12 protein-coding genes and 1 other annotated feature are annotated in these 13,118 nt (G+C 43.1%); of the genes, 9 read left to right on the forward strand and 3 right to left on the reverse strand.

Going from position 1 to position 13,118, the window contains the following annotated elements; genetic code table 11:
• Positions 1 to 7: 7 nt before the first annotated feature.
• Both M3234_RS19650 and M3234_RS19655 read right to left on the reverse strand, forming a co-directional pair.
• Positions 8 to 1,132, reverse strand: a complete 1,125-nt coding sequence (locus M3234_RS19650; RefSeq protein ID WP_262306352.1) for a cupin domain-containing protein — start codon at positions 1,130 to 1,132, stop codon at positions 8 to 10.
• Between the two features lie 74 nt (positions 1,133 to 1,206).
• Positions 1,207 to 2,157, reverse strand: a complete 951-nt coding sequence (locus M3234_RS19655) for a fumarylacetoacetate hydrolase family protein (protein ID WP_262306353.1) — start codon at positions 2,155 to 2,157, stop codon at positions 1,207 to 1,209.
• Between the two features lie 199 nt (positions 2,158 to 2,356).
• On the opposite strand from M3234_RS19655, the gene M3234_RS19660 reads away from it, so the two are divergent.
• The 7 genes from M3234_RS19660 to M3234_RS19690 all read left to right on the forward strand — a co-directional run bounded on the left by M3234_RS19660 (position 2,357) and on the right by M3234_RS19690 (position 9,264).
• Complete coding sequence (locus M3234_RS19660) at positions 2,357 to 3,550, forward strand: FAD-dependent monooxygenase (protein ID WP_262306354.1); 1,194 nt, start codon at positions 2,357 to 2,359, stop codon at positions 3,548 to 3,550.
• Positions 3,551 to 3,572: 22 nt separating this feature from the next.
• The gene (locus M3234_RS19665; RefSeq protein WP_262306355.1) at positions 3,573 to 4,067 is read left to right on the forward strand and encodes a DinB family protein; all 495 of its coding nucleotides are present in this window, start codon (positions 3,573 to 3,575) and stop codon (positions 4,065 to 4,067) included.
• 226 nt (positions 4,068 to 4,293) lie between these two features.
• Positions 4,294 to 5,154, forward strand: coding sequence for a DegV family protein (locus M3234_RS19670; protein ID WP_262306356.1), 861 nt, complete (start codon positions 4,294 to 4,296; stop codon positions 5,152 to 5,154).
• Positions 5,155 to 5,247: 93 nt separating this feature from the next.
• Entirely contained in the window at positions 5,248 to 5,802 is a 555-nt protein-coding gene (locus tag M3234_RS19675; protein WP_262306357.1) for a TetR/AcrR family transcriptional regulator, read from the forward strand.
• Positions 5,803 to 5,904: 102 nt separating this feature from the next.
• Positions 5,905 to 6,123 (forward strand) — a binding site (T-box leader).
• Between the two features lie 83 nt (positions 6,124 to 6,206).
• Positions 6,207 to 8,624, forward strand: coding sequence for a leucine--tRNA ligase (gene leuS, locus M3234_RS19680; RefSeq protein WP_262306358.1), 2,418 nt, complete (start codon positions 6,207 to 6,209; stop codon positions 8,622 to 8,624).
• Positions 8,625 to 8,682: 58 nt separating this feature from the next.
• Positions 8,683 to 8,988: a rhodanese-like domain-containing protein gene (locus tag M3234_RS19685; RefSeq protein WP_262306359.1), complete on the forward strand. Its 306-nt coding sequence runs from the start codon at positions 8,683 to 8,685 to the stop codon at positions 8,986 to 8,988.
• A 90-nt stretch (positions 8,989 to 9,078) separates the two neighbouring features.
• Positions 9,079 to 9,264, forward strand: coding sequence for a sporulation protein Cse60 (locus tag M3234_RS19690; protein WP_066311039.1), 186 nt, complete (start codon positions 9,079 to 9,081; stop codon positions 9,262 to 9,264).
• 10 nt (positions 9,265 to 9,274) lie between these two features.
• On the opposite strand, the gene M3234_RS19695 is transcribed toward M3234_RS19690, so the two are convergent.
• The gene (locus M3234_RS19695) at positions 9,275 to 10,549 is read right to left on the reverse strand and encodes a BaiN/RdsA family NAD(P)/FAD-dependent oxidoreductase (protein ID WP_262306360.1); all 1,275 of its coding nucleotides are present in this window, start codon (positions 10,547 to 10,549) and stop codon (positions 9,275 to 9,277) included.
• A gap of 221 nt (positions 10,550 to 10,770) precedes the next feature.
• Between M3234_RS19695 and M3234_RS19700 the strand changes: the two genes are divergently transcribed.
• Both M3234_RS19700 and M3234_RS19705 read left to right on the forward strand, forming a co-directional pair.
• Positions 10,771 to 12,399 (forward strand): putative polysaccharide biosynthesis protein, encoded by a 1,629-nt coding sequence (locus M3234_RS19700; protein ID WP_262306361.1) that lies wholly within the window; start codon positions 10,771 to 10,773, stop codon positions 12,397 to 12,399.
• A complete protein-coding gene (locus M3234_RS19705; protein ID WP_262306362.1) occupies positions 12,389 to 13,108 on the forward strand; it encodes a pseudouridine synthase in 720 nt (239 codons plus the stop codon). Before M3234_RS19700 ends, M3234_RS19705 begins: the two co-directional genes overlap by 11 nt.
• Positions 13,109 to 13,118 lie beyond the last annotated feature (10 nt).

Here is a 13,118-nt window from a genome sequence, read left to right on the forward strand (position 1 = left end):
GTTTCTATTAACGGAAATCCGCCTTAAATTCACCAGTAACTTTTTGATGGCCGTTATGTTCCTCAAGTGTTTGCTCTTGTTCCAAGTCGAAACGGTCCATAATTGGTAAATCGTTCACTGAGAACAGGTAGGAGTCTTCTGATGCAGAGTGCTCATACCAAGCCCAGTTTGGAACAACGAAGTAATCGCCTTTTTTCCAATCGAAGCGAATACCATTAATGACTGTATTCCCAGAACCTTTGTGGACCTGATAAACAGTGGAGTGTGTATGGCGTAATGCCTTTGTTTTGAAACCATGCGGAAGATGCTGCATTCTTGTTCCAAGTGTCGGGTTAGCCGATTTGCCTGTAGAAGGGTTAATGTACTCTACTGCATATCCATGGTATGGATTTGGATCAAATTCCATCAAGCCTTTAATTCCTTCTACCGTGCGATCCCATTTATAATTGGCCAGCGGGGCAACCGTGAATTTATCATCGCCAACAGGACGAACCATGCCGCCGCGATAACGTCTCTCTGTAAAATTATCGGGAATATCCGGCTGTTGCAACCCATCCTCATAAGGCTCAAAGAATGTACCGCCGATTGCATAAATAGTCGGAATGTCAAGGGCATCCATCCAGTACATCGGTTCTGTGCCCAAATGGGCATGCCCATGCCATAAGCCCTTCGGTGTAATTAAAAAGTCGCCTTCCTCCATGAAAATTCGCTCACCCTGTACGATTGTGTAGGCACCAGAACCTTCAGAAATGAAACGCAAGGCACTTTGTGAATGGCGGTGAGAAGGTGCTTTTTCACCTGGCAGTAACATTTGAACAGCTGCATAAATCGTTTGTGTCGTCGATCCCCATCCCCAAGGTTCGCGATAGGTTAAGCCGGGGTTCTGGAAATATATCGCGCGGCGTTCTCCGCCACGTTCTGGTGTGAAGATTTGAGCTGCTTCAGCCATTTTCTTTTTTATTAGTTCAACGCTCCAAAGATACGCTTGTGCTTGAGGCTTTGGTGTTTTGTGCATAATCGTAGGAATTGCTTCCCAAAGAGGTCCTAGATTGTATTGTTGGATATCTCTTGTGTAATCGGTTACAATCGAGCTTTTCATAAACTCTTGAACTTCTTGATTTATTTCAGCCATCTCCCATTCTCCTTTGCTATTCGTATTTTATAAAGGGGCACAGCGTATTGCTGCTTAGCCCCTTGCCTCTACTATTAAACAGTGGCGGCTACTTCTACCGCTGTAACTTTATTTTCTAGCACCCCAATTTGGTCTATTTCAATGGTAACGACGTCTCCATCCTTTAAGAATTGCGGAGGATTCATCGCAACGCCAACGCCTCCGGGAGTTCCTGTTAATACAACATCTCCCGGCTCCAGCGTCATTAAATTTGATAGGAAAGATACTAATTTTTGAACCGAGAATACTAGATTGGCAGTATTCGTTTTTTGACGCACTTCACCATTTACTTTCAGGACAACATCCAATCCGGATGGATTTGTCAATTCATCAGAAGTAACTAAATATGGCCCCATTGGCGCACTGCCATCTACTGTTTTTCCTTGCAGCCATTGAAGGGTGCGCCGCTGGATATCGCGATAGGTCACGTCATTTGTAATCGTATAACCGGCTACATAATTCAAGGCATCTTCTTCGGAAACATTTCGGGCTTGTTTGCCGACAACAAAAGTAAACTCTGCCTCATAGTCAAGCTGGTCAGAAATAGGATAGTGTGGAATATCGTCCTCTGGCCCTAAGATGGTATTGGCAAACTTTGCAAAAATAACGGGGTTCGATGGGAGCTCACGACCCATCTCCAAGATGTGCTCGCGGTAGTTGTGACCGACGCAAATAATTTTGCCTGGCTTTCGAACCGGCGCTTCTATCTTCACTTGATCACGATTATAAATGACTTTTTTATCAAAGCTTTCGGGATTAGCTAAAATAAAATCAATTGCCTTTTGCGCCAGCTGAAGCGATTCGTTGCCACCTTGGTATAACCCATCTGTATTTTCAGGAACAAATGCGTTTGCAATGGCTTCGTAGCGGTATTTCCCCTCTGCTTTTAACTGTGCTTGATAGGCATAGTTCAGGTCAATTACTCGATTATCAACGATTGCCCCTGCACGTGTGTGTCCAGCGACGGTAAAATTAATAAGTTTCATAGCGGCCTCCTCTTTTTCATAATTAATGAATCTTGTTCACTATTTATGAAAATTTTATATGATTTCGAGAAAAATGTCAATATTATATATTTTCAGAAAAAATAATTGACGAGAAGGCGAAGGATGGGTTAATGTTTACTTATTAGGAACAATGTTCACTATTTATAGAATATAATAACTTGATTAGGAGGGATTTTTAATGGCAAATGTAAGCGATATTATAATTGTTGGTGGTGGAATTGGCGGTTTGGCAGCTGCTCTAGCAATCCAGGAAACTGGTAAATCAATCGCCATTTTTGAGCAGGCACCTGAATTTGGGGAAGTAGGGGCAGGTATTCAGTTAGCACCAAACGCGATCGAAGTTTTAGACCGTCTAGGTGTAAAGGAAGAGATCTTAAAACATTCGGTGTTTCCAAAACGTCTTGTCCTAAAAGATGTTTATACAGCAAAGGAATTAGCAACCCTTGATTTAGGGGAAGGGTTCCAAAAAGAATTCGGTCAGCCTTATATCGTATTGCATCGGTCTGACTTGCATAGAGTTCTTTATGAAGCATGCCAAAAACGCCCGAATATTCAATTCTTTACAAATCAAACGATTCAAACAGCAGAACAAAACGGCAATACTGTCACAATTGTTAACCAAAGTGGTGAGACGTTCACTGCAGAAGCGGTTATTGGTGCGGATGGGGTTAAGTCAAAAATGCGCAAGTTATTGGTCGATGACCAGCCAGTAAACTCTGCGTATGTAGCTTATCGAGGAACTATACCTATTGAAGAAGTGTCAACTAACGCAAACTTGGATTTAGATGATGTCATCATGTGGATTGGACCAAACCTTCACTTAGTGCAATATCCGGTCAGACGCGGTGAGCTTTATAATCAAGTCGTAGTATTTAAATCCTATGATGCTACTGTTGAAGACTGGGGAACACCTAAAGAAATGGCTCGTCGTTTTGAAAATAGCCATCCAAAAGTGCAAAATGCTCTTGAATACATTAACCGGCAATTCCGCTGGCAAATGTATGACCGTGAGCCAATTGATAATTGGACAAAAGGCAACATTACGCTATTGGGGGATTCTGGTCATGCCATGCTTCAATATTTAGCACAGGGCGGCGTTCAGGCACTCGAAGATGCGTTTGTATTGGGAGAAGAATTAAAGAAAAATCAATCATTTGAAGAAGCGTTTAAAGCATACCAAGAAATTCGGATTCCGCGTTCAGCAATGGTACAAACATCAGCTCGTAAATGGGGCGAAACCATTCACGCAGAGGATCCCCTTGTCGTCCTGCTTCGTGACCGGCTTTTCGCACAACACAAACCAACTGATTATCATAATGTAGATTTCTTATATGGCTATTTCAAGAAAAATTACCAAAGGGTAGATCGCTAGGGGCTTAGAGGAGGCGTAATCGATGACAACAGCAGTACTGAATGAAAAAGTGGAACTGTTTAAAAAAAGTATCGATGATATTGTGGCGGTACTGAACAACACGGATGAGGCTGTACTTTACATTAAACCATCAGAAAAAGAGTGGTCAGCGATGCAAATTGTTTCTCATATATTAGAAGCAGTAGAATTTTGGGTTGCAGATTTGGAAGCACTATTGGTCGTTCCAGGGGCAAAGTGGGGACGCAACCATGAACATGTGCGCCGCTTGGCTGCTGTAGACGAAAGCGCTGTATCCCGCATTAAAAAGGATGATGCGATAACTGCACTACAAAACTTAGTCCCGAAGGTAGAGGGAGCACTTGCAAAAGTGAAAGAAGAGGACTTGGTAAAAACAGCTCCAAGTTATAATCCAAACTTTGACGGAAAACCATTATCATTTTTAGTCGACCATCTAATCGTCGGGCACGTTACGGGTCATTATGGGCAAATTGTCCGTCATTTAGAAAAAGTTCAATAAGCACGATATGTTTGGGTTCACAGTGAGCAACCCTTCCTTTTCATAAACAGCCAAATGAATGATTTTGCTTGCCCCAGTCTTATGACTGGGTTTTTTCGTTGAAGATAAAACACGGAATAAAGTGTAAAAATTCATCCCTTTGCTTACCCTTTTAATGTATAGTTAAAGTAAGTCATAATCATTGAAGTGCGAACGTTATGACGGTGTAAGATGAGAGGGGCAGACAATGAGAAGGATTATTTTATCGACAGAAAGTGGTGCGGATTTACCGAAGGAATGGGTTGACAAGCATGCAGTTCAAGTGGTCCCGATGCATATCATCATGGATGAACAGGATTATTTAGATGGTTTTTTACCGGTACAGGATATTTATGACTATTACGATCGGACCAAAAAAATACCTTCTACCACAGCGACAAATCCCCATGAATATCATGATTTTTTTTCGAAAATAAAAGATGATTATCCTGATTGCATCATTATTCATATTGGTTATACATCTAAGGCATCCTCTTCCTTCCAAAACGCGATCATCGCAGCAGAAGCGTTTACAGACCTTTTTCTAATTGACGCTTTGAATGTTTCTGGTGGATTAGCTGCGATTGTCATGTATGCGGTTACTTTGTTAGAGAAAGAACCTGCGATTGAACCACTGCGCTTAATTGAAAAAATAGAAGCTATGGTTCCTAAATCAAGGATGGCATTCATTCCTGGAAGCTTAGAGTTTTTAAGAGCAGGTGGCAGGGTCAGTAACTTTGCTTATCTGGGAGGGGCTTTGTTAAAAATAAAGCCATGCATTGAATTAATGGAAGGAAAGCTTGTATCTACGAAAAAATACCGTGGGAAAATGAATGCGGTAGCCGAAAAACTCATGCAGGATTATTTACATCAATATAGCATTGATAGAGAACAACTTTATCTGCTTTATTCTATCGGACTCGATGAAAGTATCAAGCGCCGGATGGATGAAATGGCAAAAGTAGCTGGTTTCAAAAATGTAAAATGGATTCAAGCCGGTGCGATGATTTCTACTCACGCTGGACCTGGTGGATTCGGTATTGCAGGGCTTGAATTACAGGAGCGGTAACAGCAGGAAAAGTCCAGATGCTTGCAGCAATTTTTAACAATGGACAATTCCTGATAAACGATTAAACAAAAGCATGGAGGGGACAATGCGGCAATGGATACACGCTCAAAGATCATTGACATCGCGACTGCTCTTTTCCAGCAAAAAGGATATAAAAGCGTAGGTGTAACCGAAATCTTAAAAGAATGCAAAATTTCAAAAGGGTCGCTCTATCATCATTTTCCGAATGGAAAAGAAGAAATACTCATCGCCTGTCTAAAGTCCGTGAGTGAATCAATTATTACGATTGTCAAGAATGTCTATAAAGAATATCCTACTACTCTTGTGGCCACGCAAGCAATGATTGAAAAAATGGTAGCAGACTTTGAGCGGGATGGGACTATTGCAGGTAATACGATTACTAGCATCGTCAGTGAAATGGGAACGCTAAGTGAATCTGTCCGAATCGTCTGTGCGGACCTTTACACACGCATTCAAGAGATTTTGGCAAAGAAACTGGTTTCGGACGGGTTTTCCGAAGCAGAAGCACATTCAATCGCTCTTACGATGACGACATCCTTTGAAGGCGGAATTATGCTCTGTTTAACCTATCAATCAAGTGATCCACTGAAAACGATCTCCCATGTCTTGCCCAAACTTTTGAACTAATAATGCTTGTTTAAAAAAAAGCAATCCTGTCAATTATGAAAATAGGCGCTAGTTGCTTGCATCCTGCAAGAAAATACAATAAAATAACTATTACATTAATAGGTAATAACAGTGAGTAGGAGTAGTAGTGATTGTAACCGCATGTAGAGAGTTGACGGCTGGTGAAAAGTCAACCGGGGAAATCATGAACTCGCCTAGGAGTTGCTGGCATGAAAGAACAGTAATGCTAGCCGTTTGCCGCGTTAAGGTTCAATGAAGCGAGTGCATATGCACTAATGTGGGTGGTACCGCGGGAAGATACATAATCCTCTCGTCCCTATTTTGGGATGAGGGGTTTTTTATTTTTAAATAGAAAAATTGGAATAGCCAAAGCTGGTTGAGCTATTCAATTAGGAGGACTTAACATGAGCTTCGATCATCAGCAAATCGAAAAAAAATGGCAAAAAAAGTGGGAAACAGAAAAAACGTTTAAAACAAGCGAAGAATACGATAAACGGAAATTCTATGCGCTTGATATGTTTCCGTATCCATCCGGGGCCGGCCTTCACGTCGGACATCCTGAGGGTTACACCGCAACCGATATCCTTTCCCGGATGAAACGGATGCAGGGCTACAATGTGCTTCATCCAATGGGCTGGGATGCTTTCGGTCTGCCGGCAGAACAATACGCATTGGATACCGGCAACGACCCGGCTGAATTCACTGCGAAAAATATTGAAACGTTCAAAAGACAAATTAAAGCCCTTGGTTTTTCCTACGACTGGGACCGCGAAGTGAACACTACTGACCCGGAATACTATAAATGGACGCAATGGATTTTCTTAAAGCTTTGGGAAAAAGGGCTAGCCTACGTAGATGAAGTGCCAGTCAACTGGTGCCCGGCGCTTGGAACAGTATTAGCTAATGAAGAGGTCATTGATGGGAAAAGTGAACGTGGCGGACACCCTGTTGAACGCCGTCCGATGCGGCAGTGGATTCTAAAAATTACCGCGTATGCCGATCGATTATTGGAAGACCTTGAAGAACTTGATTGGCCGGAAAGCTTGAAGGAAATGCAACGCAACTGGATCGGCCGTTCCGAAGGTGCCGAGGTAACCTTCCAAATCGACGGACACGAAGGGACATTCACTGTATTCACGACCCGTCCTGATACACTTTTTGGAGCGACATATGCGGTGCTTGCACCTGAGCATACATTGGTCGATGACATTACAACAGCTGAACAGCGAGCTGCTGTAGATGCTTACTTGGAAAAAGTAAAGTCAAAGAGCGACCTTGAGCGCACTGACTTGGCAAAGGAAAAAACGGGCGTATTCACCGGGGCGTATGCGATCAATCCGGCAAACGGCGAGAAAATGCCAATCTGGATTGCCGATTATGTATTAGCCAGCTATGGTACCGGTGCGATTATGGCTGTACCGGGGCATGATGAGCGCGACTATGAATTTGCGAAAGTATTTGAGCTTCCAATTGTAGAGGTTGTTGCCGGCGGAGATGTTGACAAAGAAGCCTATACCGGCGATGGAAAACATGTTAATTCCGACTTTTTAAATGGTTTAAATAAAACGGACGCGATTCAAAAAATGATTTCCTGGTTGGAAGAAAAGAGCATTGGCACCAAAAAGGTCACTTACCGCCTACGCGACTGGTTATTCAGCCGCCAGCGTTATTGGGGCGAGCCGATTCCTATTATCCATTGGGAGGATGGCACAACCACTGCGGTTCCAGAAGCAGAACTTCCATTAATGCTGCCAAAAACAACCGATATCAAACCTTCCGGCACAGGTGAGTCACCGCTTGCCAACATTGAGGAGTGGGTGAATGTTGTCGACCCGGCAACCGGCAAAAAAGGACGCCGCGAAACGAACACCATGCCGCAATGGGCCGGCAGCTGCTGGTACTATTTACGCTATATTGACCCTAACAATAAGGAACAATTAGCGTCACCGGAAAAATTAAAGCACTGGCTTCCGGTTGATATTTATATTGGCGGTGCCGAGCATGCAGTGCTTCACTTATTGTACGCACGATTCTGGCATAAATTTTTATATGATCTCGGCGTAGTGCCAACGAAGGAACCGTTCCAAAAGCTGTTTAACCAAGGAATGATTCTGGGCGAAGGCAATGAAAAAATGAGTAAATCAAAAGGCAATGTTGTCAATCCTGATGACATCCTTCATAGCCATGGTGCAGACACACTTCGTCTTTATGAAATGTTCATGGGACCGCTTGATGCATCGATTGCCTGGTCAACCAACGGCCTGGATGGTTCACGCCGTTTCCTTGACCGCATCTGGCGTTTATTTGTAGAGGAAAATGGGGAACTGAATCCAAAAATTCAATCGGATGAGGAAGCCTCAAATCTTGAAAAAGTTTATCATCAAACAGTGAAAAAAGTAACCGAGGATTACGAGGGACTGCGGTTTAATACCGCCATCTCACAAATGATGGTATTCATTAATGAAGCCTATAAAGCAACGGTTCTGCCAAAGCACTTTGTCGAAGGCTTCGTCAAACTTCTTTCCCCGGTTGCTCCACATATTGCCGAAGAATTATGGGAAAGACTAGGGCATAATGGCACAATCGCCTATGAGGCTTGGCCAGCATATGATGAAGCAAAACTGGTTGATGATGAAGTGGAGATTGTGGTACAGGTCAATGGCAAAGTGAAGGCGAAGCTATTGGTACCAACTGATGCAAGCAAAGAAGCAATGGAAGGGATTGCGATGGACGATGACCGCGTGAAGGAACAGATTGAAGGTAAAACCATTCGCAAGGTCATCACTGTTCCTGGCAAGCTGGTTAATATTGTGGCAAATTAATTTTATAAAACATCCCCCAGGTATAGAGGGGGATGTTTTTCTAAAGGGGCTGGGTGGAATGGAAGAAATCAAAACGATAACAACAGAGGAGTTACAAAAAAAGCTTGAAGCAGGGGAAAAGCTTGAGCTAGTGGATGTCCGGGAAGATCATGAGGTGGCAATGGGAATGATTCCAGGAGCAAAGCATATTCGCATGAACGATATCCCGGCACACCTCGACTATTTTGACAAAGACAAGGAATATATCTTTATCTGCCGTTCCAGCGCACGCAGCGGGAATGTCTGCTATTACCTGCAAGAGCAAGGCTTCAAGGTCCGCAACATGGTAGGCGGTATGCTGGAATGGACAGGTGAAACGGAATAACGGTTCTCAAGGAGCCGTTTTTTTTACCTTCTATTTTTAATTTTCTGAAAGACTGTCAATAATGATAGAAAAACAGAAAGGTAGAGGGCAATGATCCAGGTTAAACTATTTGACCGAGAGCATGAAAAAGATTTGGAAAGTGAAATGAACCGGTTTTTGCGAAGGTTGGATGAAAAGAGTCTTTTGGACATTAAATATAATGTCACGGCTTTCCAGGAGGACGAAGATGATGACCAGGTATATTGTTTTTCGGCGATGATTATTTACCGGGCCTGACACTCATAAGTCAGGCCCGATTATTTTTTGCGGTTATGGCTGCATTCGTCCCGGCAAGCCTACCCGTTACAAATGCCGAAGTGATGTTATAGCCGCCGGTATATCCGTGGACATCAAGGATTTCCCCACAGAAGAATAAACCGTTCATCAGTTTTGATTCCATTGTTTTTGGGTCTATTTCTTTAACAGAGACGCCTCCCCCTGTAACAAAGGCTTTTTCAATTGACAAGGTTCCATTTACTTTGAATTGAAATTGTTTGCAGTTCTTTGCAAATGCCCGGATTTTTTCGTTTGAGATGACTCCCCCTTGTGAAGAAGGGTCAATGTCGTTTTGATCTAATAAAAACAGGAGGTACCGTTCCGGTAATAAACCTTTTAACGTATTTTTGATGCTTTTCTTCGGTTCTTCTTTAACCAATTTGACGATTTCTTGAAAAAGCTCCTCTTCGTTCCGGTCTGGCAGGGCGTCAAGGCTCACGGTTACTTGTGATAATTTCCACTTTTTCATGGCTTTGACAACAAACTGACTGCAGCGCAGCACGGCCGGACCGCTGATGCCGAAATGGGTAAAAATCATATCCATCCGATGGCGGATAAGCGGCTTTCCTTTCGGGTTCAAAACACTTAACTGAATATCCCGCAATGACAAACCTTGCAGCGTTTTATCTTTGATAAATGGTTCAGCGGAGGTAACCGGCACCTCAGTCGGGAACAATTCAGTAATGGTATGCCCGGCTTTTTCCGCCCAGGCATAGCCGTCACCGGTGGACCCGGTATGCGGGACCGACTTGCCGCCAACAGCAAGCACGACAGATTTTGCCTTGATTTTTTGACCGTCTTTCAAGAGAACCCCTATTACTTGTCCGTTTTCATATAGTACATCGGCAACCGGACTATTTTTAAAAACCTTAACTTGTAATTTTTCTAATTGTTGTAATAATGCCTCGACAACGGACTGGGCTTTATCGGACACGGGGAACATCCGGCCGTGGTCTTCTTCCTTTAAGGCAATGCCCAAGCCTTCGAAGAAGCGAATGATATCCTCATTATTGAAAATCGAAAAGGCGCTATATAAAAATTTGCCGTTTCCCGGAATATGCTTAATAATTTCATCAACGGGGAGCCTATTAGTGACATTGCAGCGCCCACCGCCGGATATGGCAAGCTTGCGGCCAAGCTTATCTCCTTTATCAATCAACAATACTTTTGCCCCTTTTTCCCCAGCGGAAATGGCAGCCATCAGCCCCGAAGGACCGCCGCCGATGACAATGCAATCAAATTCCATACGTTCCACCAACTTTAACTAGATTCAACTAATTATAAACATTTCATGAACAAATTAAACTATTTTTCATCATTTTACTTCTGTTGTGAGTGGCATCGTGAGTTAAGAAGTTGTAAACTATCCATAGTGTGCAAAAAAAGTCGAATTTATTTTGTTAAAATGCATACGAATATGTGTTTGGTTATCCAGAATGCTTATGCTTTCTAATAGGAAGGGATTATATGCAGTCAAAGCTATTAAGAGGTACATTTATTTTAACAATAGGAACGATACTTTCAAAAGTTCTCGGATTAATTTACGTTATTCCTTTTTTCCAAATTGTCGGCCGTGAGGGAACGGTACTCTATCAATACTCTTATGTTCCCTATACAGTTTTTATCAGTGTCGCAACGGCAGGGATTCCACTTGCTGTGTCAAAGTTCATATCTAAATATAATGCGCTAGAGGAATATGCCGTTGGCCGAAAGCTATTTAAATCCGGCCTGATCATCATGTTGGCAACGGGTATTGTTTCGTTTCTGATTATGTATTTGGCTGCCCCGACACTTGCGGAAATGAGCACAAGCGGTAAAAAGGCGGATCTTGAAGATGTTACTACCGTTATGCGGGCTGTCAGCTTTGCGTTGATTGTCGTTCCATTTATGAGTTTAATCAGAGGCTTCTTTCAGGGACATCAGTCAATGGGACCGACTGCAGTTTCCCAGGTTGTTGAGCAAATTGTTCGCATCACCTTTGTTCTTCTCGGTGCCTATGTTGTGCTGCATTTTTTGGACGGATCGATTGCAACCGCTGCTAGCGTAGCAACCTTTGCCGCCTTTATTGGGGCGATTGGTGGCCTGCTTGTTCTATTTTGGTATTGGTATAAACGGAAGCCGTATTTGGATGAACTGTTGAAACAAGATAAAGGGACAATGGATGTCTCGCTTAAGGAAATTTATAAGGAGATTTTGCTGTATTCCGCACCGTTTGTCCTTGTTGGTATAGTAAACCCGCTGTTTCAGGCGATCGACCAAGCTACCTTCAGCAAGGCCATGGGAGCGATTGGTTTGGGGGAAGTGGCGAAGTCCTATTTTTCGATTTTGAACTTTGAATCGCATAAAATTGTAATTATCCCAATGTCACTGGCCACCGCTTTTTCGTTAACGCTTGTTCCTAGTATCACCAAGGCGTTCGTCGCGGGAGATCAAAAAAGTTTAAACCGGCAGCTTAATCAGACTTTCCAAGTTTTATTATTCCTGACTCTCCCAGCTTCAATTGGCCTTTCATTGTTGGCTGAACCCGTTTATACGGCTTTTTACCAACATGATTTAATTGGTACAGAAGTATTGAGAACCTATGCTCCGGTTGCCATCTTGTTTTCGCTTTATTCCGTCACCGCCGCGATATTGCAGGGCATTAACGAGCAGCGGTTTACGATTTTAAGTTTATTGGTCGGTTTGTTGGTAAAATTAACGTTAAACATTCCGTTGATTGAAGCGATGGAAATTAAAGGCGCCATCCTTGCCACTACTTTGGGATACACAGCGGCTATTTTAATCAACTTAATTGTAATAAAGGTTTATTCCGGTTATCCATTCCGACTTGTTTGGCGAAGAAGTTTGCTGATTGCGATTTTTGTTGGTTTAATGTGGGGCGGAACCGGAATTGTCTATAAACTATTATTGTTATTCCTTTCACCAGAATCCAAAATTCAATCAGTCATCATGATCCTAATCAGTGCCGGAGCCGGGGCGGCAATTTATTTCTATCTTGGCTTAAAATCTGGCCTTGCCCGCCGGCTATTTGGCGACAGGTTGGATAAGGTACTGACAAAATTAAGACTTGGAAGGAGACGGGGCGTTGAGAATTGATAAATTGCTTGCCAACCTGGGCTATGGCAGCCGCAAGGAAGTCAAGCAGCTGTTAAAAAGCGGAGCGGTCAAAGTGGAAGATGCCGTGGTCAAGGATGCTAAACAGCACGTCGACCCCAATACACAAACCGTAACTTTAAATGGCGAAGCGATCCAATACAAGGAATATATTTATTTAATGATGAACAAGCCGCCAGGAGTCATTTCCGCTACGGAAGACCATCACGATGAAACCGTGATCGATTTGCTGGAGCTTGAAGACCAAGTGTATGAGCCGTTTCCGGTCGGCAGACTTGACAAGGATACGGAGGGCTTGCTGTTGATTACCAATGACGGGCAGCTGGCACATCGACTGCTATCACCGAAAAAGCATGTCCCGAAAACATATTTTGCGGTGATTGACCGGGAGGTAACAGAAGAGGATGTTGAAGCTTTTGCCAAAGGTGTCGTACTGGATGACGGATATCATACCAAGCCTGGCGAGTTAAAAATTATAAAATCCGGGATTCGTTCCGATATCGAATTAACGATTACCGAAGGAAAATTTCATCAGGTGAAAAGGATGTTTGAAGCCGTCGGGAAAAGAGTTGTTTATTTACAGCGAATGTCAATGGGACCATTGAAGCTGGATGAAACGCTGGAGCTCGGTGAATACCGGGAGTTAACTGATGAAGAAGTCGAACTTTTAAAAAATTATCAAGTAACGTAAAAAAGCAGCC

The sequence above is a fragment of the Neobacillus niacini genome (assembly GCF_023715785.1).
Classification (GTDB): Bacteria; Bacillota; Bacilli; order Bacillales; family Cytobacillaceae; genus Neobacillus; species Neobacillus niacini_E.